We start from the raw sequence: 21,086 nt of genomic DNA on the forward strand, positions 1-21,086 counted from the left end.
GCCGACGGTCCAGGGGCGGTTCGCCCCTGGCAGGGGGTGCAGGGGGACGGCGTCCCCCTGCAATGACATGACCCCTCACGTCCGGAACACGCCGAACCGCGCCTCCCCCTGCCAGCCCGGCACCGGGTTGTTGCGGGCCGCCGAGAGGCACAGCGCCAGCACCATCCGCGTATCCTCCGGCGCGATCACGCCGTCATCCCAGAGCCGCGCGCTGGCGTAGGTCGGGTTGCCCTGGGTCTCGTACTGCGCCTCGATCGGGGCCTTGAAGCGCGCCTCCTCCTCCGCCGGCCAGGTGCCGCCCTTGGCCTCGATCGCGTCGCGCCGGAGGGTGGAGAGCACGCTGGCGGCCTGGGGGCCGCCCATCACGCCGATCCGGGCATTGGGCCACATGAAGAGGAAGCGCGGGCCGTAGGCGCGGCCGCACATGCCGTAATTCCCGGCGCCGAAGCTGCCGCCGATGATGACGGTGAATTTCGGCACGCGGGCGGTGGCGACGGCGGTCACCATCTTGGCGCCGTCCTTGGCGATGCCCCCGGCTTCGTATTTCCGGCCGACCATGAAGCCAGTGATGTTCTGGAGAAACACCAGCGGGATGCCGCGCTGGTCGCAAAGCTCGATGAAATGCGCGCCCTTCTGCGCGGATTCGCCGAACAGCACGCCGTTATTGGCGACGATGCCGACGCGGTAGCCCCAGAGGCGGGCGAAGCCGGTGACGAGGGTGGTGCCGTAGAGCGGCTTGAACTCCTCGAACTCGCTGCCATCGACCAGGCGGGCGATGACCTCCCGAACATCATAGGGCTCCCGGAGGTCGGCGGGGATGACGCCGCCGATCTCGGATTCGGGATGCAGCGGCGGGCGGGGTTCGGCGATGTCGTCATGGCCCGCCGGCTTGGCGCGGTTCAGGCCGGCGACGATGCGGCGCGCCAGGCCCAGCGCATGGGCATCGCTGTCCGCCATATGGTCCGTGACGCCGGAGGTGCGGCTGTGGAGGTCGGCGCCGCCGAGGTCCTCGGCCGAGACCACCTCCCCCGTCGCGGCCTTCACCAAGGGCGGGCCGGCCAGGAAGATGGTGCCCTGGTTGCGGACAATGATCGCCTCATCCGACATGGCGGGGACGTAGGCGCCGCCGGCGGTGCAACTGCCCATCACCACCGCGATCTGCGGGATGCCGGCCGAGGACATGCGGGCCTGGTTGAAGAAGATGCGGCCGAAATGGTCGCGGTCCGGGAAGACCTCGTCCTGGTTCGGCAGGTTGGCGCCGCCGCTGTCCACGAGATACAGGCAGGGCAGGCGGTTCGCCTCCGCGATCTCCTGCGCCCGCAAATGCTTCTTGACCGTCACGGGGTAGTAGGTGCCGCCCTTCACCGTGGCGTCGTTCGCCACGATGACGCATTCGCGCCCCGACACGCGGCCGATGCCGGTGATGAGGCCGGCGGCCGGTATCTCCCCGCCATACATCCCCTGCGCCGCGAGTTGGCTGAATTCGAGGAAGGGGGAAGCCGGATCGATCAGGGTGCGGATGCGGTCGCGCGGGAGGAGTTTTCCGCGGTCCGTGTGGCGCTTGCGGGCGACGTCCCCGCCGCCGAGGCGGATGCGCTCCACCGCCGCGCGCAGATCGGCGACGAGGGCGGCCATGCGGGTGGCGTTGGCGCGGAAGCTGTCGCTGCGCGGGTCGGCGCTGGTCGGGATCACGCCCATGGCGGGCTCGCCCGGAATCCCCCGCACCTTGCCACGCCGCGCCTCCCCTTTGGTTTCGGGGCGCTAGTGCCGCACGGCGGGCCGCAGGCCGTCAATCCTGCAGGGTAGTCCACAAAAGGAAAGGGGCGCCTTTCGGCGCCCCCAACCCGTAGCCTTGTTCGCGAAGGTCGCGCGCTGATCAGCGCAGGACGATCTCGACGCGGCGGTTCTGCGGCTCGCGCACGCCGTCCGCGGTCGGGACGAGCGGGCGGCTCTCGCCGAAGGCCTGGATGGCCATGGCGGATCGGGCAACGCCACGGCGCTCGAGTTCCGCGGCCACCGCGGCGGCGCGGCGCTCGGACAGGCGCTGGTTGTACTGCGGCGTACCGGAACGGTCGGCGTGGCCGGAGACTTCGATCCGGGTCGTGCCGGTGCGGCTGTTGGTCGCGGCCTCGCCGATGATCTGGCGAGCACGATCCGTCAGGTCGGCGCGGTCGAAGTCGAAGAACACCAGGTAGGTGCGGGCGGCGACCGGCGCGGCGGCCGGCGTCGGGGCGACGATCGGGGCCGGCGGCGGCGTCACGCCGAAGGCGTAGCGCAGGCCGATGAGCAGGCTGTGGTTGTAGTTGTCCACATCCGTCGAACCGCGGGTCGTGCCAGAGGAGCTGGCGCGGGCGTCGATGTTCGCCTGCAGCGTGCCCATGAAGCGGTATTCGGCGGTGATCGCCAGGCCGGGGGCCGCGGCAATCGGGAAGGCCGCGCCGACGATCGCCTGGTAGGCGAACTGGCCGTCGTCACCGTCGATCGTCACGGACGCGCCGTTGGAGGCGCGGGCGCGGACGCCGTCATAGGAATGCCACTGGTAGCCGGCACCGACGCCGACATACGGGGTCATGAAGGAGCCGGCGCCCAGGTCGAAGTCGTACAGGGCGTTCGCCATGATGCCGTAGGACGTGGCCGTGCCGCTGGAGCGCAGCGGGCGGGTGTTGAAGCCCGTGATGCTGTCGACTTCGTTGGTGCGGTAGCTGCCCTCGATTTCCGCGCGGACGCCGTTGCCGAAGCCGTAGCCGAGGCTGACGACGCCAACCCAGCCATAGCTGAACTCGACGGTGGCCGAGCGGTCAGCGCGGGTCAGGCCAGCGGCCAGCGGGCCGCTGAGGGAAACGTCCGACTCCTGCAGCAGGTTCACGCCGGCGCCGGCGCCGACATAGAGGCCGCTGATCGGCTGGGCCTGGGCCGCCAGCGGCAGCGCCAGGAAGGTCGCCGCCAGAAGGGCGTTGCGAATACGCATCATCATCGCTCCTTTGTCCCCGACTTCGCCGGGGGGGTCGGTCATTACCGCTTGCGCGGTTGCCGGATCGACACCTGTCTAGAACGGCGCGGCGCGCAAAGCGAGAGGGACGTGCCGAGAAGCTCGCGGGTCACGTGTGCCTGTGGCGCATGGGACACAGTCCTTAAGCGCCCTTGTCACACAAGGCCTTCACCTCCCGCGCCTTCGCCGCGCAGGTCGCCACGAGGAAGCCCAGATCCGTGCCGGTGGAGACGTAGCGCGCGCCCATGCCGACGATCTCCGCCACCAGATCGGGGCGGGAGGCGAGCCCCCCGACCCCCACATGCTTGCCCCGCCCCCGGGCGGCATCGATGATCCGGCGATAGGCGTCGCGGACCCGCGGATCGTCGTAGCGGCCCGGGATGCCCATTTCCGCCGTCAGGTCGTTGGTGCCGACCAGCACCATGTCCACCCCCTCCACCGCCACGATCTCCTCCACCCGGTCCAGCGCCTCCAGCGTCTCGACCATCGGGATCACCATGGTGGCGGCGTCCAGCACCGGGTTGGCCAGGCTGGCCGGGAAGGACCGGAAGCCGAAATGCGGCAGCGGCGCGGCGGCGGAACGCGTGCCGAGCGGGGCGAATCGGGCCATGGCGACCACGGCCTTCGCATCCTCCGCCGACCGGACATGGGGGGCGATGATGCCGAGCGAGCCGGCATCCAGCACGCGGCCGACATACTCCGGCGTCAGCGCGGGCACCCTGACGAAGGGGGTGATGCCCGCCGCCAGCGCCGCCATGCAGACCTGCCCCGTCATGTCGAGCGTCAGCGGGCTGTGCTCCATGTCCACATAAAGGCTGTCGAAGCCCGCGCTGGCGGCGATCTGGGCGATCTCGACCCCACGCACCAGGCGCACGGTCATGGAGGCGACGACCTCGTCCCGGGCCAGCTTCTCCCGCACCAGGTTGCGCAGGATGTCGGCGGGCTGGACGGTCATGCGGCGGGCTCCGGGATGGCGGGCGGGGCCGGGCGGCCGGATGGCGGCGGCCGCGGGCGATCCCTCCCCTTGTTGGCGGAAGCCTAGGCCCCGGTCCTCATGCGCCGCAATCCGCGCGGGCGATGCGATCGGTGGCATCACCGGGATCGCATATCGATCCGTGAGATTGAGCGGCGGAAGAGCCTGTCGCGGAACACGATCCGCAGTTACCTGCGGCCGGACATCGTGGAGGCAAGGTTCAAGGTTCCCGAGCGACCGAGCCGCCTGGACCCGTTCGCCGACAAGCTGTCGGAATGGCTCCGGGTGGAGGCGGGTAAGGGCCGCAAGGGGCGCCGGACGGTGCGGCGGGTCTGGCAGGGCATGCCATCGTTCGAGGATCTGCCCTCCCTGAACACGTGGCTGGAGGCCCGCTGCATCGAGCGCTGGAGCGAACTCCAGCACGGGGTACTCCCGGGCAGCGTTGCCGGGGTGCATGCCTTGGAGCAGGCGAGCCTGATGCCGGTAGGGCGGGCATTCGACGGCTTCGTCGAGCATGCCAAGCGGGTGTCGCCGACCTGCCTCGTGCACTTCGAGAGTAAGAGACCGTTCGAGAACACCGGCGGGTCGGTTTCGCTGGGCTTTTCCGCGCTGGGGTCGTGCCGGAGGCACGCCTGCGGCGCGTCTCCGGACTGGCCGATGCAACCAGCATCGGCTGCGTCCGGCTCCTACCCAGCACAAAAAATCCCTCGCGCACCCTCAGCCGCCGGCATTCTCAAACGGACTCGAACCGCTACAGCGTTCCGGCCTCATTCGCCAATCGGCCGGCCATGCGGACGAAGGCGGCAGCGATGCGGCAGTGCCGCTCGAAGTCGCGGGCGAGACGGAAATTGCGGCTGCTCGAAGCGCTGCTTCGAGGCCGATGCTTCGCTCCACGATCCAAGGCTTCGGCAGCACGACGATTTTTGTGTCGGTCGCAGCGGCGGACGATGTCGATCCCCGATAGCCTGCATCGTCGATGATGCGCTCGACGAAGGGGAACAGCCGCCGCGCGTGCCGCAGCAGCGGCTCGGCACCGGCGCGGTCTTGCACGCTGGCGGGATGCACGATCACCGCAAGCCGCAAGCCGGTGGTGTCGGTCAACAGGTGCCCATTCTGCATCGGTCAGGCCAGACGGATGGCGCAGGCCACGCCGACCGGTCGCTCATCGGTGCTCTGCCGTCCACGCCACACGCCTGCGCCCGCGGATCACATCTGATCCCGGCGATTCCCTTTCTTTCCGGATGGGCTCTCCGGGACTACCGGTATGCTTCGATGATGGCTTGTGTGCCAACATCACCGCCGAGTTCCGCGGCAATGCGCTCAAACAGCCGGCGCGATTGCGCGATGCCGGGTAGCGCGAGGTCCATGGCCTCCGCTTCCGCCACGGCGATGCCGAGGTCCTTCAGGAAGTGCTTCACCATGAAGCCTGGTGCGAAATCGCCAGCCAGCATCTTCGGCCCAAGCGCCGTGAGCTGGATCGACCCGGCCGCGCCAGGCGCGAGCGCCGCCACAAGCGCTTCGCCGTCGAGCCCCGCACGCCGGCCATAGGACAGCGCCTCCGCCACGCCCATCACGGCGGAGGCGATGGCGATCTGGTTCGCCATCTTCGTGTGCTGGCCGGCCCCCGCGCCGCCCATATGGCGGATAGCCTTGCCCATCCGCGCGAAGACCGGCTGCGCGCGATCGAAGCTGGCGGCATCGCCGCCCACCATGATGGAGAGTGCGGCGTTGCGGGCGCCCATCTCCCCGCCGGAGACCGGCGCATCCAGCGCGGCACAGCCCCGCGCCGCGGCTGCCTCCGCCAGCCGAACGGCGAGGCGCGGCGAGGAGGTGGTCATGTCGATCAGCAGCGTGCCGGGCTTCGCCCCGGCCAGCAGCCCATCCGTTCCAAGCCAGACCTGTTCCACATCCTGCGGGAAGCCGAGGACCGTGATGACGATGTCGCTCTCGGCGGCCAGCGCGGCCGGCGTGTCCGCCCAGGTCGCGCCAACCGCGAGCAACGCGTCGACACGCGGGCCGCGGCTGCGGTTGGCGATGGTCAGCTTGTGGCCCGCGGCCTGCAGATGCCCGGCCATGGACCCGCCCATGATGCCGATGCCCATGAAGCCGATACGGGGAAGCGGAGTCTCGTTCATGCGGTGTCCTTCGCGGCCTGCAGGGCGGCCCAGATGCGGGCGGGCGTGGCGGGCCCGCTGTCGAGATGCGCGCCGGCCCGCGCCAACGCGTCGTTGACGGCGTTCATCAGCGCGCCGATGCCGCCCATCGTCCCGCCCTCCGCCATGCCCTTGATGCCGGCCGGCGTGGAAGGGCTGGGCGTGTCGTGGTGGGAAAGCTCGAAGGCCGGCAGGTCATCCGCCCGCGCGATGGCGTAGTCCATGAAGCTGCCGGCGACGGCCTGGCCATCCTCGGCATAGGCGGCGTGCTCCATCATCGCACCGGACAATCCCATGGCCGTAGCTCCATGCGTCTGCCCCGCGACGATCAGCGGATTGATGCGGGTGCCGCAATCCTCCGCGACGACATGGCGCAGGATCCGCAATGCGCCGGTCGCCGGATCGATATCCACCGCGCAGGCATGGGTGCTGTTGGCGTAGGTCATCGCCGGCGGGTCATAGGCAAGGACGGCGTGCAACCCCGGCTCCATGCCCGGCGGCAGGCGCAGCGGATCGAGATGCGCAGTGCGCGCCACCTGCGCCAGGCTCAGCCCGGTCTCGACCCAGGCGCCCTCCACCAGGCGCAGCACGACACCATCGCGCAGGTCGAGCCCGGCCGCGCTGTTCAAATCCAGCATCGCCGCCGCGATCGCCAGCACCTTCGCCTTCAGCCTTTGTCCCGCCATGTACAGCGCGCCGCCGCCCGCCGCCGCGCCGCGGCTGCCGCGGCTGCCCATGCCGTAGGGCGCGATGTCGCTGTGGCCGATCTGGATCACCAGATCGTCGAAGGCGGCGCCAAGCCCCGCGGCGGCGGCCTGCGCCAGCGATGTCTCATAGCCCTGGCCCGATCCCATGAGGCCGCAGGATGCGATGACAGCGCCGGAAGGCTCCACGCGCATCGTCGCGACCTCATGCCCCGAGCCCGGGATGCCGGCGGCGCGGTAGAAGGCGGAGCCATAGGTGGTGCTCTCCACCACCGTGCAGAGGCCGATGCCGAGCAGCCTTTCGCGCCGCTCCGCCTGCCCTGCCCGCAGCGCGTCGTAGCCGATGGCGGTGGCCGCCGCATCCAGCGTGGCGCGCGGCGTCAGCGCGTCGTAGCGCTCCCCGGTCGCGGTGGTGAAGGGCAGGTCGGCATCCCCGATGGAGTTGATCCGCCGCACCGCCAGCGGATCGAGGCCGAGTTCGCGCGCCACCGCATCCATCGTGCCCTCCATGACCCAGGAGGTGACGGCCATCGGCGCGCGCATGGGGCCGGAGGGGCATTTGTTGGTCAGCCAGACCTGTACATCGTAGCCGTAGTCCCGCAGCCGGTACGGCCCGGGCAGGATCATCGCGACGACGCGGGCCATGTAGTTCGCGGGAAAGAACGACCAGGCGCCGAAATCCACCTCCATCGCGCAGGCCAGCCCGAGCAGGCGGCCATCGGCGGCGACGGCGGCGCGGGTGACGATGCTCTCCTCCCGCGCCATCATCGCGGTCATCAGGTTCTCTGCCCGCGTCTCTCGCCACCGCACGGGGCGGTTCAGCAGCCGCGATGCGGCAGCGATGCACAGATCCTCGCGCAGCGGGATGATCTTCTGGCCGAAGCCGCCGCCCATCTCCGGGCTCTCGACCGTGACCTGGAACTCCTTCAGCCCCAGCCGCGCCGCGACGGCGCTGCGATAGGGGTGCGGCGCCTGGGTTCCGACGCGCATGGTCAGGTGTTCCCGCCCCGCATCCCAGATCGCCAGCACGCCGCGCGGTTCCAGCGGCACATGCGTCTGCCGCTGCTGCACGAAGCGGGTTTCCACTACGCGGTCCGCCCGGGCGAAGGCAGCATCCAGGCCCGGCGTCGCGAAGCCCTGGCGGGAGACGCGGTTGCCCGGCACGGCGGGATCCACCAGGGCAGCGGCCTGCTTCGCCTGGCCGATGCCCGCGATGGCGGGCAGCGGGTCCCACGCCACCTGGACCAGCTCCGCCGCATCCTCCGCCGCGCTCCGCGATGCGGCCAGCACCAGCGCGACGGGATCGCCCACGAAGCGCGCAATGTCCGTGGGCAGGACCGGCATGTCCATTGGCAGCAGGCCCTCGATGGGCGGCGCCATGCGAAGGGGCGCGACGAGGGCACCGAGTTCCCGCCCGGTCAGCACCGCGGCCACGCCCGGCACCGCGCGGGCCGCCGCCGTATCGATGGCGCCGATCCGCGCATGCGGGTGCGGGCTGCGGACGAACACCGCGTGCAGGCAGCCCGGCGGCGCGGCGATGTCGTCGAGGAAGCGGCCCTGGCCCTTCAGCAGGCGCCGGTCCTCCCGCCGCCGCAGCGCCTTGCCGAGCGGGCCGCCCGGTTCGGGGGGCGGCGGGACGATCACAGTCGCGCTTCCGTCTGCCGGTCGAACAAATGCAGCCGCGCGGGATCGATGCCGAAGGTCATGCTGTCGCCACTGCGCACGCGCCATTCCTTGGGCACCCGCAGCGTGAGCGCGACGTCGCCGGGTGCCACCACTTCCAGCAGCGTCTCCGACCCGAGCGGGGAGACGAGGCCGACCCGGGCTTCGAGGCTGGCCAGCCCCGGCGCGGGCGCGCCGACATCCTCCGGCCGCAGGCCGAGCGTGACGGCACGGCCCGTTTCAAGGCCGCCGGGCGCGGCGGCGCCTTGGGGCAGGTCCAGCCGCAGCGCGCCATGAACGAAACTGCCATCGGGCGCGACCTCGCCCTCGACCAGATTGATCGGCGGACTGCCGAGGAAGCTGGCGACGAAGGTGTTGGCCGGGCGGCTGTAGATGCCGTCGGGCGTGTCGAGCTGCTGGATCAGCCCGCCGCGCATCACCGCGATCCGATCGGCCAGCGTCATCGCCTCCGCCTGGTCATGCGTGACATAGACGAAGGTGGCCTGCAGGCGCTGGTGCAGGTGCTTGATGAGGCTGCGCATGGAAAGCCGCAGCGCGGCATCGAGGTTCGACAGCGGCTCATCCATCAGGAAGACGCTGGGCTTGCGCACGATGGCGCGGCCGAGTGCCACGCGCTGCCGCTGCCCACCCGAAAGCTGGGACGGATGGCGGTCCAGCAGATGCGCGATCTCCAGCTGCTCCGAGACATCGGCCACGGCGCGCTCGACCTCCGCGCGCGGGGTCCGGCGGAGTTGCAGGGGGAAGGCGATGTTCTCCCGCACGGTCTTGTTCGGATAGAGCGCGTAGGATTGGAACACCATCGCGACCTCCCGCTTGTGCGGGGGCTGCCAGGTGACGTCGGTGGCGTCGAAGCGCAGCGTGCCGTCGCTGATCTCCTCCAGCCCCGCGATCATGTTCAGCGTCGTCGTCTTGCCGCAGCCGGATGGGCCCAGCAGCACCATGAACTCGCCATGGCCGATGGCCAGGTCCAGCCGGTCCACGGCGGTGACGCTGCCGTAGCGCTTGGTCAGTTTCTCGCAGGTGATGGCAGCCATGGTTATCCCTTCACCGCGCCGGCGGTGAGGCCGGAGACGATGTAGCGCTGGAACAGCACCGCCATCAGCACCGGCGGGATGATCGCGATGACCCCCGCCGCATTGACGAAGGAGAAGCTGGTGGTGAAGTCCATCACGAAGCCGGAGATGACGATCGGCAGCGTCTGCGCCGCGACATTCTGCGTCAGCACCAGCGCGAAGACGAATTCGTTCCAGGAGGTGAGGAAGGCGAAGGTCAGCGATGCCACCAGCGCGGGCAGTGACAGCGGCAGGTAGACATGCCGCAGCGCCCCCCAATGGCCGCAGCCATCGATCCGCGCGGCGCGGTACAGGTCGCGCGGGATGCCCTCGAAGTAGGAGATCAGGATGAAGATCGTGAAGGGCACCGTGATCGCGAGATAGGTGACGACCAGCGCGCCCAGCGTGTTGATCAGCCCGAGGTTCCGGATCACCAGGAAAAGCGGCACGATCAGCGCGATATCCGGCACCACGCGGGTTGCCAGCACGGTGTAGAGCGTCGCGCGCCGGCCGCGGAAATCGATCACCGCGATCGCGTAGGCCGCAGTGACCGAAAGCAGGAGGTTGAGCGCCGCGACCCACAGCCCGACCGTCAGGCTGTTCCAGAGCGACGGGATCAGGTTCGCCGCGCCGGAGGGCAGGAAACCGCCGGTGGCCGGGTCGCCCTGGCGCCTCGTTTCATAGGTCACCTGCCGTTCCGCAGCGTTCAGGATGGCGTCGAAATTGCCGAGATTGACCTCCGGCGGCAGCCAGTTCGGCGGGATGGCCGTGATCTGCGCCTCGGTCTGCAGGGAGGAGGAAACGAGCCACGCCACCGGCCCCGCGACATACAGCACGAACAGCGCGGAGAAGAACGCCAGCATCAGCGACCGGCCGATGCGGGGTGCGAGAGGACGACCGGCCATCAGATGCGCTTCCCCAGCCAGCGGATCACGGCCCAGGACAGCAGGAAGGTCGCCATCGCCAGCACGTAGCTCATCGCCGCGCCCGTGCCGAAGCGAAGCGACCGGAAGGTCTCGACGTAGATGAGCCAGGACAGGGTGAAGCTGGCATCGCCCGGCCCGCCCTGGGTCATGATCAGGAACAGGTCGAAATGGCGGATGCTGATCATCGTCTCATACACCAGGACCAGCATCAGCCCCGGCCGGAGCGCGGGCAGCGTCACATGCAGGAAGCGCTGGACGACATTGGCGCCATCCACCTTGGCGGCGCGGTAGAGATCGTCCGGAATGGCCTTCATGGTGACGATCAGCAGCAGCGCGGCCAGCGGCATCTGCTTCCAGATTGCGGCATTGGCGATCAGCATCAGGGTCAGGTCGGGATCGCCGAGCCAGGCACGGTACCGCTCGATCAGGCCGACCTTCAGCAGCAGTGCGTTCAGCAGCCCATAGGTCGGATCGTAGATCCACTTCCACATCAGGCCGTTGACGACGGAAGGCGTTGCCCAGGGCACCAGCAGAAGCGCGGAGAGGAAGCGCTGGCCCGGAAAGCTCTCGTTCAGCAGCAGCGCGACCAGCATGGCGAGCAGCGTGGTCACGGCAACCGTCGCCACCGTGTAGACGGTGGTGCGCGACACGGCCAGCCAGAAGCGCTCATCCCCGAAGATGCGGAGATAGTTGTCGCCACCCACGAAGGGCCGGCGCAGGGGGCGCGTCAGGACGATGTCGTGCAGGCTGACCCAGAAGGAATACAGGATCGGGTAGGCCGCCACGACCAGCAGCACCGCCACCACCGGGAAGACCAGGATGGCGGCGCTGCGCTCGTCGTAGCCGAACCTCCGGTTCAGTCGGGCCAGCACGTCAGCGGCCGGCACGTCAGCGGAAGGCGCGACGGAGTTCCGTCCACTTCGCCGCGGCGGTGCGCATCGCCGCTTCCGGCTCCGCACGGCCGAGGCAGACGGCCTGCCAGGCCTGGTTCGACGTCTCGACCCATTCGCCGAACCAGGGCGCGATGGTGTCCTTCTTCTTCGCCAGCATCGCCTGCTGCGCGATCACCGCGCCGCCGCCGGCCCAGCGGTCCCAGAATACCTTCACATCGGCATCCTCGTTCACCGGCAGGGCGCAGCTGGGCAGGCCGACATCGGTCAGCAGCAGCTTCTGCATGGAGTAGTTGCCGCCGGTGTCGCGGCCGCCGAAGAATTCCATGAAGCGCACGGCCCGCTCCCGCCGCGCGCGGTCCGCCTTCGCGGCCGGCGTCATGCCGTAGAAGCGGATCCAGCCGAGCGTGTTGTTCGTGCCATCCGGCCCGCCCTTCGGCATCAGCGCGATGCGGATCTTGCCAGCGGCCGATGCCTGGGACGGATCATTCAGCGCACGGATGCGATAGGTCGGCACGATGGCGAAGGCGTGCTGCCCGCTGCCCATCGCGCGCAGGCCGTTGATCTCCCCCGTCTCCACCGCGCCGGGCGACAGGATGCGATGCGTCGCGATCGCCTCGCGGATGAAGCGGGCGGCGCGGACCGAGCCACGATTCGCATCGGCCATCACGGCATTGCCGGCATCGTCCACCATGCGCCCGCCGAAGGCGTAGGTCAGCGCCGAGACGAATTCGATCAACCAGGTATCGGCGGCGAGGGAGAGCAGCAGCGGGAAATCCACGATCCCCTGCTGCTTGATGCGCAGCGACTGCTGCACAACCTCCTCCCAGGTCGTCGGCGGGGTGGTGATGCCGGCGCGCTGCAGGATCTCCGTATTGTACATGAAGCTCATGTGGTCGCCGTAATAGGCAAGGCCGTACTGCTTGCCGCGATAGACCATCGATTGCGTGCAGTAATCCGCCGCATCCGTGTTGTAGCGCATGAGCTGCGGGACATCGTTGATGTCCGCCAGCCACCCGGCCTCGACGAATTCAGGAAGCCAGGCGTCGGAAATCCAGGACACGTCGATCGGCGCATTCCCGACCAGGCGCGTGACCAGCGCGGTGCGGAACTGCGCCCAGGGAAAGTTCTCGTAGTTCACACGGACATTGGTCGCCCGCTCGAAGGCGGAGATCTGGGCGCGCACCTGGTCCACCGCGGCGGACCAACCGATGAAGTTCACCGTGCCGCCGGACTGGGCGGCGGCGTCCCCGCCCGACAGCCCGGCCAGCAGCGCGGGCGCGCCAACGGCGCCCGCGAGCAGGCGGCGACGGGAAAACGGGGATGCGATGGTCTGCATGGCTCGGCCTTCAGTTTGCGGCTCTTCACTATTCGCGCGCGTCAAGGACGTGTCCAGCGTGCGCGGCCGGAACCTTGCGCGTGCACGGGGACTGCCGTCAATCAGCCTTGCGGAAACGGGTATGGCGACGGGACCCGGCAGCATCCAGGGCGGACTTCGCGAATGATGTCCAGGTGTTTGGCCCCGGGATGAGTGGGCGCGGGTTGATCTTGAAGGTGCACGGGATCTTGGACCAGGCGTCGCCGATGGCCTGGAACGGAGTTCTCCACGTCAGCGCCTTGCGGTGCCTGGCGACGGTGAATGCTCGCACGAGAACAAGAGCGTGCGGTTCATCCGCTCTGCCTGGCCATTCGTCCATGGGATCGTCTGCGGTGCCGACCCGGCGCCGCCACGTGACGACGGTTTGTGGTTCATCCCGCAGCGGGCGGCCAGGGCGCGGGTCGGCGCTTTCGTCGCTTGGCGCTCGGCTCGAACGCGCGGCGTCGGTCGGGCTGAGCCGTGAAGACCTGCTGCCATGGGGCGTCCTCCTGTTCGCGAGCGAACGCACCATCACACACCGGGACCGCACATCCAGGACGCGGCCAGCAAGTGCCTGGAGCGTATGAAACCGGCCGGAGCAGCGGTCGGAAACGAGAGCTGGCTTTCTCCGGGCGAAGCGCCTGGTGACCTCATGGAACCCGGAGACAGATCAGGGTTGCGGCCGGTCATGGGTCGGCTTGCGCCGGCGCTCCACGTTGCATACAATTAATGGGTGGATGCACGGGGTAGGAGGGCCTTGGCGGTCTTCTCCCCGGTCGGGAGACAGGATGGCGACCGCCTGGGAGCAGGCCTATCTGACGCTGCGCCGGCGGCTGGCCGACGGCACCTACCCGCCCGGGTCGCACCTGCGGGAGGAAGACCTGGCCGCGCAGCTCGGCGTCAGTCGCACCCCGGTGCGGGAGGCGTTGCGGCGCCTCGACGCGGAGGGTTGGTTGCGCGTCGTGCCGAACCAGGGCGCCTTCGCCGCCGATTGGTCGCAACGCGACATCGAGGAGATCTTCGACCTCCGCGCGCTGCTGGAGACGCATGCCGCCGAACGCGCCGCGACCGCGCCCGACCGCAGCGCCCTGGCCGTCATGGAAGCGGCCTGCGACGAGGCCGAAGCCTCCCTGCCCGGCGGTGACCTTGGGAGGCTGGAGGTGATCTCCGACGCCAATGTCCGCTTCCACCAGACACTCTGGGAGATGAGCGGCCAGACCCGCTGCCGCGCCATCCTGGCGAGCCTGGCGGTCGCGCCGATGGTGCTGAAGAACTTCCAGAACTTCGACAAGGCGGGCCTGCGCCGGAGCCTCGACCAGCACCGGGAGATGGTGGCGGCGATCGCCGCCGGCGACACCGCCTGGGCGGGCGCGGTGATGCGGGCGCATGTGCGGGCCGGGCGCGCCGTCTTCCTCGCTGCCATGGCGCAGCGCGGCATCGGCAGGCGCGCGGCATGAGTGCCAATCCGGCTGCTCGTTGCATACAATCGGGCTTGACCAGCCTGGCCGATGCGCTGGCCGCGATGGAGGCCGGGCGCCTGACCCCTGCCGCCCTTCTCGACCGGTGCCTGGACGCCATCGGCCGGCGCAACGGCGAATTGCACGCCGTCCTGCACCTGGATGAGGCCGCGGCCCGACAAGCCTCCTCCATGCCGCGCCGCGGCGCGCTCGGCGGCATTCCCTGGGGCATCAAGGACACCTTCGACGTCGCTGGCCTGCCCGCCACGGCGAATTCGCGCCTGCGCGCGGGGCGGATCGCGCCGGCCGATGCCGCGCTCGTCGGCCGGCTGCGCAGAACGGGCGCGGTGCTGCTCGGCAAGCTCGCCACCTGGGAATTCGGCACCGGGACGGGCGCGGAGCATTTCGACCTGCCTGCCCCGCCCGCGCGCAATCCGTGGGACACCACGCGCTTCACCGGCGGCTCCTCCACCGGCGCCGGTGTCGCGGTCGCGACGGGCATGGCGCTGTTCGCGATCGGGTCCGACACCACCGGCTCCGTCCGCCTGCCCGCGGCCGCCACGGGCTGCTGCGGCGTGGTGATGACGCCGGGGCGGCTGCCGCTGGATGGCGCGCTGCCCAACACCTTCTCGATGGACCGCCCCGGGCCGATCGCCTGGACGGCCGAGGATGTGGCGATCGTGATGGATGCGGTCTGCGGCACCAGCCTTCGCCTGGCCGGCGCCGCCGGCGTGGCGGGCCTGCGCGTGGGCGTGCTGCGCGACCCCGGCCCCGGCTTCCCCGCCCCCGATGGCGAATTGGCCACGGCGCTGGAGGATGGCCTCGCCATCCTGTCGCGGCTCGGCGCGCGGATCCGCGACGCGGCGCTGCCCTGGCCGGCGGCCATGTGCCTGGACGCCGCGCGGCTGATCGGCGCGGCGGAATCTGCTGCGATCCATGAGCGTGAATTGCGCGAGAGCCCTGACGTGATGGGCGCCGCGCTCCGCGACAAGCTGCTGGCCGGCAGCGGCGTGCGCGCGGTGGACTACCTCGCCGCGCAACGCTTCCGCCGCGCCTTCACGGATGCGGTCGAGGCGCTGTGGGAGGAGCATGACGTGATCCTGAGCCTCGGCGCCCTGCACCTGCCGCCGCTTCTCGGCGTGGAGCCGGAAAGCACCGCCTATACTAGCGAGACGATGCTGACGCCGGCGAGCCTCGCCGGCCTGCCGGCACTCGTGCAGTGCAACGGCTTCTCGGGCGGCGGGCTGCCGCTTCACTGGCATGCGATGGCGCGCGCCGGGGGAGAGGCCGCGCTGTTCCGCCTGGCCATGGCCTATGAGGCCGCGACCCCCTGGCGCGAGCGGCGGCCCGCATGATCCCCGATCACCACGCCGCGCGCGCGGCCGAGCTGGCACGCGCGATGGCCGCGGCCGGCGCACGCCTGCCGCGCGACTGGCCCAAGGAACTCCGGCCGGCCGACCCGGCCGCCGAGCCAATGCAGAACAAGGGAGAATTCAGGGATGGTTGAGATGCGGACGCCGCCCGGCTTCGGCCGGCGCGGATTGCTGGCGGGCGGGGCGGGCATCGCGCTCGGCGGCGCCTTCGGGATGCCGGTGATGGCGCAGGGCGCGCGCACGCTGCGCGTGCGCTTCGGCTCCGACATCTCCCAGCTGGATCCGGCACGGATCTTCCAGAACGAGAACCAGTCCATCGCCAGCCACATCTACAGTGGCCTGGTGCAGTACGACCAGGCGACGAACGCCATCGTGCCGGACATCGCCACGGGCTACGAGGTTTCGGCCGACGGCACGACCTGGACCTTCCGCCTGCGTCCCAACGTCACCTGGCACAAGGGCTACGGCGCCTTCACCTCCGACGACGTCAAGTTCTCCTTCGAACGCGTGCTCGACCCCGCGACGGGCAGCCTCTATCGCGGCCAGCTGGCCGGGCTGCGGGAGGTCCAGGCGCCCGATCCACTGACCGTGCGCTTCGTGCTGGAGGCGGCGAATTCCGGCTTCCTGCACAAGCTCTGTGCCTTCAACCAGGGCTGGCTCGTCTCCCGCCGCGCGGTGACGGAACTCGGCGAACGCTACAGCATGAACCCGATCGGCACGGGCCCCTTCGTGTTCGAGCGCTGGACCACGGGCAACGAGGTGCGGCTGTCGGCCAACCCCGACTATTTCGGCGGCCCCTCCACCCTGTCCGAGGTCATCTTCCGCATCGTGCGCGACGAGACGGCGGCGGCCATCGCGCTCGAGAACCGCGAGCTCGACATCTTCTACGCGCTGCAGACGCCTGAAGTGATCGAGCGCCTGCGCCGCGTCCAGGGCGTCTCGGTGCTCGACCGCCCGGCGAACAACACGGTCAACCTGGTGCTGAACACCACCGCCGGGCCGCTGCGCGACCCGCGCGTGCGCCGCGCCATGATGCACGCCATCAACCGCCGCGCGCTGATCGACGGCTTCTTCCGCGGCACGAAGTTCGAGGCGACGAGCGTGCTGACCTCCACCTTCCAGGAGTTCAGCGAGGAAGGCGTGCCGCGCTACGCCTTCGACCCCGACCGCGCCCGCGCCCTGCTGCGGGAGGCCAATGTCTCCAACTTCCGGTTCGAGATCACGACGGTCGGCCTGAACCCCTTCGACCGCTTTCCCGTCGCCGTGGCGAACGACCTGCAGCAGGTCGGCATCCAGGCGACGGTGCGCGTGCTGGAGCGCGGCGCCTATGTGCAGGCGCGCAGCAGCGGCAATGTGCAATCCTGCATCACCGCCGTCGTCGGCCCGCCCGACCCCGACAGCCCGCTGGTCACGCTGTACCACACGCGCAGCCATCCGCCGGGGCTCAACACGTCCCGCTACGACCGCGCGGACGACCTGCTGGCGGAAGCCGCGCGCGCGCCCGATGCCGCGGCCCGGCGCGGCGTTTATGGCCGCCTGCTGCGGCAGACCATGGAAGACCTGCCCGTGATCCCGCTCTACGCGGACCGGCTGTTCATCGCGCATGGCCCGACGGTGGCGGGCTTCGTGCAGAACAGCCTGTTCACGGTGAACGTGGCGCCGGTTTCGCTGCGCGGCGCCTGATGCTGTTCCACATCGCCCGTTGCGCCGGCCAACTGGCGGTGGCGCTGGTCGGGATCGTCACGGTGGCCTTCTTCCTGATGAGGGCCATTCCGGGCGATCCCGCCCTGTACATGCTGGGCGACTTCGCGACGGTCGAGGCGCTCGCGACGTTGCGCGCGCGCCTCGGCCTCGACCTGCCGGTGTGGCAGCAATACTTCGTCTTCCTGGCCGGCGCGGTGCAGGGGAATCTCGGCACCTCCGTCGTCACCGGGCAGCCGGCGCTGACGGAGATCTGGGCGGCGGTGCCGCCCTCCGCCGCGCTCGCCGTCTCGGGCATGCTCGTCGCGGTGGTGGTGGGCGTTCCGCTCGGCGTGGTCGCCGCGGTGCGGCAGGGCAGCGCGGTGGATGTCGCCGTGATGCTGGTCGCGCTCGGCGGCATCTCCTTCCCGGTCTTCTGGGTCGGGCTGGTGGCGATCCTCACCTTCTCCCACGCGCTTGGCCTGTTCCCGGCACTCGGCGCACCGAGCGGCGCGGGGTTCTGGACGGCGCTGCACCACATGGTGCTGCCGGCGAGCGTGCTCGGCCTGTCGGTTTCGGCATACATCGCACGCCTGACGCGATCGGCGATGCTGGAAGTCCTCGGGCTCGATCATATCCGCGTCGCGCGCGCCATGGGCGTGCCGGAACGGCGCATCATCTGGAAGCTGGCCTTCCGCAACGCGCTGATCCCGGTGCTGGCGGTGATCGGCGTGACCTTCGCCTGGTCGCTCGGCAACGCGATCCTGGTGGAGGCGGTGTTCAGCCGCCCTGGCCTCGGCTCCACCATCCTCAAGGCCATCCTGGCACGCGACTACCAGCTGGTGCAGGCCGGCGTGCTGGTGCTGGCCGCGGCCGTCGTGCTGCTGAACACCGCGCTCGACCTGCTCTATGGCGCGATCGACCCGAGGCTGCGCCAGGGATGAGCACCGCCGCCGAACTGATCGACGCAGAAGCCGAGGCCGCCGCGCGCCGCCGCGCCGCCTTCCGCCGCTACACGCGCCATCCCGGCTTCATGATCGGCTCCATCGGGCTTGCGCTGCTGGTGCTGGTGGCGCTGCTCGCGCCCTGGATCGCGCCGCATTCGCCGACCCGCACGGACCTGATGAACAATCTGGCGCCGCCCTCGGCGACCTACTGGCTCGGCACCGACCAGTTCGGGCGCTGCGTTGCCTCGCGCCTCATCCATGGCGCGCAGGTCTCGTTGCAGGTCGGCTTCTTCGTGGTGCTGATCTCGCTGAGCCTCGGCACGGTGATCGGCGCCGTCGCGGGCTATGCCGGCGGCTGGGTGGAACGCGCGCTGGTCGCGGTGATCGACATCCTGCTCGCCTTCCCCTCCTTCCTGCTGGCGCTGGCCCTTGTCGCGGCGCGCGGCAACACGCTGGATTCCATCATCCTCGCGGTCGCGATCGCCTATACGCCGCGCATCGCCGCGGTGATGCGATCCGTGGTGCTGACGATCAGGCCGCGCCCGTTCATCGAGGCGTCGCGCGCCATCGGCCTGACGCCCTGGAAGATCGTGCTGCGGCACGTCATCCCCAATGCGCTGCCGCCGGTGATCGTGGTCGCGACGGTCAGCGCGGCGACGGCGATCCTCGCGGAAGCCGGGCTGTCCTTCCTCGGGCTCGGCGTGCAGCCGCCGACGCCGACCTGGGGCAATGTGATCGCCGAGGGCCAGACCTCCATCACCTCCAGCCCGCTCATCTCCCTCTCGGCGGGGCTCTGCATCGCCTACACGGTCGTGGTGCTGAACCTGCTCGGCGACGGGCTGCGCGACACCTTGGATCCCCAGATGCGCCGCAACACGGGCAAGCTGCTGTGACCGCTGCCTTCGAGCTTCGTGGCCTGACCGCCGCCGTCCCCGGGGAGAAGGGGGCCGTGCGCCTGGTGGATGACGTCTCGCTCTTCGTCAGCGCCGGCGAAACGCTGGCGGTGGTGGGGGAAAGCGGGTCGGGCAAGACCGTCACCTTCACCTCCGCCCTCGGCCTGCTGCCGAAGCCCGGCCGCGTCATCGCCGGCCAGGCGCTGCTGGAAGGGGAGGACCTGCTGGCGCTGCCGCCGGAGGAGTTGCGGCGGCGCCGCGGGGCGCGGATCGGCATGGTCTTCCAGGACCCGCTGACCGGCCTCAACCCCGTCTTCACCGTGGGCGAGCAGATCGCCGAGGTGCTGCGCGCGCATCTTCCCATCTCCCGTCGCGCTGCGCGCGACCGGGCGGCCGAATTGCTGACGCGCGTGCAGATCCCGGATGCCGCGCGTCGCGTGGACGATTATCCCCACCAGTTCTCCGGCGGCATGCGCCAGCGCGTGCTGATCGCGATGGCGATCTCGCTCGGCCCGCGCGTGCTGATCGCGGATGAACCGACCACCGCGCTCGACGTCACGGTGCAGGCGCAGGTGCTTGACCTGCTCGGCGACCTGCGTGGCGCGGAGGGGATGGGGATGGTGCTGATCACGCATGACCTCGGCGTCGTCGCCCGCCAGGCCGACCGCGTCGCGGTGATGTATGCCGGCCGCGTGGTGGAAACCGGTACGGTGGCCGAGGTGTTCCGCGCGCCGCGCCACCCCTACACGATCTCGCTGTTCCGCAGCATCCCGGAGATCGACGCACCGGCGGGGACGAAGCTCGCCCCCATCGCCGGCAGCCCGCCCGATCCGGCGCGGCGCCCACCGGGCTGCGCCTTCGCGCCGCGCTGCTTCGCGGTCTCCGACGATGCGGGCTGCCGCAGCCTGCGGCCCGATTTGGTCGGTGCCGGCCACGCGGCCGCCTGCCATCGCCAGGGCGCGCTGGAGGTCTCGGCATGACCCCGCTGCTGGAAGTGCAGGACCTGCGCCGAAGCTTCGGCGGCGGCCGCACGCTGTTCGGCCCGCGAAAGCCGGAGGTGCGGGCCGTGGATGGCGTGTCCTTCACGCTGGCCCGCGGCGAGACGCTGGGCCTGGTGGGGGAGACGGGCAGCGGCAAGAGCACGCTCGGCCGTCTCGTGCTGCGCCTGATCGAGCCGGGCGCCGGGCGCGTCCGCTTCGACGGCCAGGACGTGACCGCCGCTTCATCCCGCGCGTTGCGCGCGCTGCGGCCGCGCATGCAGATGGTCTTCCAGGACCCCTATGGCTCGCTCGACCCGCGCATGACAGCGGCCGAGATCATCGCGGAACCGATGACGGCCCATGGCGTGAAGCGGGCCGAAGCCGTGCGCCGCGCGGCGGACATGCTCGGCCGCGTCGGCCTTTCGCCCGCCATGGCCGCGCGCTACCCGAACGAATTCTCCGGCGGCCAGCGCCAGCGCATCGGCATCGCGCGCGCCATCGCGCTCGACCCCGCGCTGGTGGTGCTGGACGAACCGGTCAGCGCGCTGGATGTCTCGGTGCAGGCGCAGATCCTGAACCTGCTGGCGGAGATCCAGGCACGCTCCGGCGTCGCCTTCCTGTTCATCGCGCATGATCTGGCAGTGGTGCGGCACGTCAGCGACCGCGTCGCGGTGATGTATCTCGGCCGCGTGGTGGAGATGGCGCCGCGCGATGCGCTGTATGGCGCACCGCGGCATCCCTACACCGTGTCGCTGCTTTCCGCCGTGCCGCGCCCCGACCCGGAGAAGGAACGCGCCAAGGCGCGGGTTCGCCCGATCGGGGAGATCGGCAGCGCCGCCGCCCTGCCCTCCGGCTGCCGCTTCCACCCGCGCTGCCCGCGCGCGCGCCTGGTGGCCGCGCGCATCGGCGATACGCTGGAAGCGGCCGGCACGCGGCTGCCGCGCGCCTGTGTGGAACACGACCCCGTCCTGGCACCCGCTGGCGCCACCGCGCATCTCGCGGCCTGCCATTTTCCCGACGAAGCCTGAG

General features: G+C 70.4%; 18 protein-coding genes and 2 pseudogenes. 9 read left to right on the top strand and 11 right to left on the bottom strand.

All coding sequences use genetic code 11. The features are described from left to right. Positions 1-75: 75 nt before the first annotated feature. From ACTIE5_RS19995 to ACTIE5_RS20005, 3 genes are all read right to left on the bottom strand, one after another. Entirely contained in the window at positions 76-1,698 is a 1,623-nt protein-coding gene (locus ACTIE5_RS19995; RefSeq protein WP_439551516.1) for a carboxyl transferase domain-containing protein, read from the bottom strand. Positions 1,699-1,876: 178 nt separating this feature from the next. Beyond that, complete coding sequence (locus ACTIE5_RS20000; RefSeq protein WP_439551482.1) at positions 1,877-3,013, bottom strand: OmpA family protein; 1,137 nt, start codon at positions 3,011-3,013, stop codon at positions 1,877-1,879. A gap of 118 nt (positions 3,014-3,131) precedes the next feature. Further along, the gene (locus ACTIE5_RS20005) at positions 3,132-3,944 is read right to left on the bottom strand and encodes an HpcH/HpaI aldolase family protein (RefSeq protein ID WP_439551483.1); all 813 of its coding nucleotides are present in this window, start codon (positions 3,942-3,944) and stop codon (positions 3,132-3,134) included. A 342-nt stretch (positions 3,945-4,286) separates the two neighbouring features. On the opposite strand from ACTIE5_RS20005, the pseudogene ACTIE5_RS20010 reads away from it, so the two are divergent. Beyond that, positions 4,287-4,526: pseudogene (locus ACTIE5_RS20010) on the top strand (IS21 family transposase); the annotation flags it as partial. A gap of 153 nt (positions 4,527-4,679) precedes the next feature. Here the strand turns inward: ACTIE5_RS20010 and ACTIE5_RS20015 are convergent. The 8 genes and pseudogenes from ACTIE5_RS20015 to ACTIE5_RS20050 form a co-directional block, all read right to left on the bottom strand. Further along, entirely contained in the window at positions 4,680-5,063 is a 384-nt protein-coding gene (locus tag ACTIE5_RS20015) for a hypothetical protein (RefSeq protein ID WP_439551484.1), read from the bottom strand. A 155-nt stretch (positions 5,064-5,218) separates the two neighbouring features. After that, the gene (locus ACTIE5_RS20020; RefSeq protein WP_439551485.1) at positions 5,219-6,097 is read right to left on the bottom strand and encodes an NAD(P)-dependent oxidoreductase; all 879 of its coding nucleotides are present in this window, start codon (positions 6,095-6,097) and stop codon (positions 5,219-5,221) included. Further along, on the bottom strand, positions 6,094-8,463 hold the full coding sequence (locus ACTIE5_RS20025) for a xanthine dehydrogenase family protein molybdopterin-binding subunit (RefSeq protein ID WP_439551486.1): 2,370 nt from the start codon (positions 8,461-8,463) through the stop codon (positions 6,094-6,096). Before ACTIE5_RS20025 ends, ACTIE5_RS20020 begins: the two co-directional genes overlap by 4 nt. Then, a complete protein-coding gene (locus ACTIE5_RS20030) occupies positions 8,460-9,536 on the bottom strand; it encodes an ABC transporter ATP-binding protein (RefSeq protein WP_439551487.1) in 1,077 nt (358 codons plus the stop codon). Before ACTIE5_RS20030 ends, ACTIE5_RS20025 begins: the two co-directional genes overlap by 4 nt. Before the next feature lie 2 nt (positions 9,537-9,538). Then, positions 9,539-10,459, bottom strand: coding sequence for a carbohydrate ABC transporter permease (locus tag ACTIE5_RS20035; protein ID WP_439551488.1), 921 nt, complete (start codon positions 10,457-10,459; stop codon positions 9,539-9,541). Next, positions 10,459-11,367, bottom strand: a complete 909-nt coding sequence (locus ACTIE5_RS20040) for a carbohydrate ABC transporter permease (protein ID WP_439551489.1) — start codon at positions 11,365-11,367, stop codon at positions 10,459-10,461. Before ACTIE5_RS20040 ends, ACTIE5_RS20035 begins: the two co-directional genes overlap by 1 nt. Position 11,368: 1 nt before the next feature. After that, positions 11,369-12,709 (bottom strand): ABC transporter substrate-binding protein, encoded by a 1,341-nt coding sequence (locus ACTIE5_RS20045; protein WP_439551490.1) that lies wholly within the window; start codon positions 12,707-12,709, stop codon positions 11,369-11,371. A 355-nt stretch (positions 12,710-13,064) separates the two neighbouring features. Then, a pseudogene (locus ACTIE5_RS20050) lies at positions 13,065-13,225 on the bottom strand (IS481 family transposase); the annotation flags it as partial. Positions 13,226-13,515: 290 nt separating this feature from the next. Here ACTIE5_RS20050 and ACTIE5_RS20055 point away from each other — a divergent pair. From ACTIE5_RS20055 to ACTIE5_RS20090, 8 genes are read left to right on the top strand one after another with little or no spacing between them, the layout of a single operon-like run. Continuing rightward, positions 13,516-14,184 carry a GntR family transcriptional regulator gene (locus tag ACTIE5_RS20055; protein ID WP_439551491.1) on the top strand — a complete coding sequence of 223 codons (669 nt, stop codon included), beginning with the start codon at positions 13,516-13,518 and terminating at the stop codon, positions 14,182-14,184. 35 nt (positions 14,185-14,219) lie between these two features. Beyond that, positions 14,220-15,539, top strand: a complete 1,320-nt coding sequence (locus ACTIE5_RS20060; RefSeq protein ID WP_439551492.1) for an amidase — start codon at positions 14,220-14,222, stop codon at positions 15,537-15,539. Beyond that, complete coding sequence (locus tag ACTIE5_RS20065) at positions 15,536-15,691, top strand: hypothetical protein (RefSeq protein ID WP_439551493.1); 156 nt, start codon at positions 15,536-15,538, stop codon at positions 15,689-15,691. Before ACTIE5_RS20060 ends, ACTIE5_RS20065 begins: the two co-directional genes overlap by 4 nt. Beyond that, entirely contained in the window at positions 15,684-17,240 is a 1,557-nt protein-coding gene (locus ACTIE5_RS20070; RefSeq protein ID WP_439551494.1) for an ABC transporter substrate-binding protein, read from the top strand. The genes ACTIE5_RS20065 and ACTIE5_RS20070 overlap by 8 nt, the downstream gene beginning before the upstream one ends. Further along, the gene (locus ACTIE5_RS20075; RefSeq protein ID WP_439551495.1) at positions 17,240-18,181 is read left to right on the top strand and encodes an ABC transporter permease; all 942 of its coding nucleotides are present in this window, start codon (positions 17,240-17,242) and stop codon (positions 18,179-18,181) included. Before ACTIE5_RS20070 ends, ACTIE5_RS20075 begins: the two co-directional genes overlap by 1 nt. After that, positions 18,178-19,077, top strand: coding sequence for an ABC transporter permease (locus tag ACTIE5_RS20080; RefSeq protein WP_439551496.1), 900 nt, complete (start codon positions 18,178-18,180; stop codon positions 19,075-19,077). The genes ACTIE5_RS20075 and ACTIE5_RS20080 overlap by 4 nt, the downstream gene beginning before the upstream one ends. Then, positions 19,074-20,057 carry an ABC transporter ATP-binding protein gene (locus ACTIE5_RS20085; RefSeq protein WP_439551497.1) on the top strand — a complete coding sequence of 328 codons (984 nt, stop codon included), beginning with the start codon at positions 19,074-19,076 and terminating at the stop codon, positions 20,055-20,057. Before ACTIE5_RS20080 ends, ACTIE5_RS20085 begins: the two co-directional genes overlap by 4 nt. Next, the gene (locus ACTIE5_RS20090) at positions 20,054-21,085 is read left to right on the top strand and encodes an ABC transporter ATP-binding protein (protein WP_439551498.1); all 1,032 of its coding nucleotides are present in this window, start codon (positions 20,054-20,056) and stop codon (positions 21,083-21,085) included. The genes ACTIE5_RS20085 and ACTIE5_RS20090 overlap by 4 nt, the downstream gene beginning before the upstream one ends. Position 21,086: the final 1 nt, after the last annotated feature.

This window comes from Falsiroseomonas sp., assembly GCF_051859025.1.
Lineage (GTDB): Bacteria > Pseudomonadota > Alphaproteobacteria > Acetobacterales > Acetobacteraceae > Falsiroseomonas.

Coding starts and splice junctions, on each gene's coding strand:
- ACTIE5_RS19995 (WP_439551516.1), bottom strand. CDS start 1,698: ATGGGCGTGATCCCGACCAGCGCCGACCCGCGCAGCGACAGCTTCCGC.
- ACTIE5_RS20000 (WP_439551482.1), bottom strand. CDS start 3,013: ATGACCGACCCCCCCGGCGAAGTCGGGGACAAAGGAGCGATGATGATG.
- ACTIE5_RS20005 (WP_439551483.1), bottom strand. CDS start 3,944: ATGACCGTCCAGCCCGCCGACATCCTGCGCAACCTGGTGCGGGAGAAG.
- ACTIE5_RS20020 (WP_439551485.1), bottom strand. CDS start 6,097: ATGAACGAGACTCCGCTTCCCCGTATCGGCTTCATGGGCATCGGCATC.
- ACTIE5_RS20030 (WP_439551487.1), bottom strand. CDS start 9,536: ATGGCTGCCATCACCTGCGAGAAACTGACCAAGCGCTACGGCAGCGTC.
- ACTIE5_RS20035 (WP_439551488.1), bottom strand. CDS start 10,459: ATGGCCGGTCGTCCTCTCGCACCCCGCATCGGCCGGTCGCTGATGCTG.
- ACTIE5_RS20045 (WP_439551490.1), bottom strand. CDS start 12,709: ATGCAGACCATCGCATCCCCGTTTTCCCGTCGCCGCCTGCTCGCGGGC.
- ACTIE5_RS20055 (WP_439551491.1), top strand. CDS start 13,516: ATGGCGACCGCCTGGGAGCAGGCCTATCTGACGCTGCGCCGGCGGCTG.
- ACTIE5_RS20065 (WP_439551493.1), top strand. CDS start 15,536: ATGATCCCCGATCACCACGCCGCGCGCGCGGCCGAGCTGGCACGCGCG.
- ACTIE5_RS20070 (WP_439551494.1), top strand. CDS start 15,684: ATGGTTGAGATGCGGACGCCGCCCGGCTTCGGCCGGCGCGGATTGCTG.
- ACTIE5_RS20075 (WP_439551495.1), top strand. CDS start 17,240: ATGCTGTTCCACATCGCCCGTTGCGCCGGCCAACTGGCGGTGGCGCTG.
- ACTIE5_RS20080 (WP_439551496.1), top strand. CDS start 18,178: ATGAGCACCGCCGCCGAACTGATCGACGCAGAAGCCGAGGCCGCCGCG.
- ACTIE5_RS20090 (WP_439551498.1), top strand. CDS start 20,054: ATGACCCCGCTGCTGGAAGTGCAGGACCTGCGCCGAAGCTTCGGCGGC.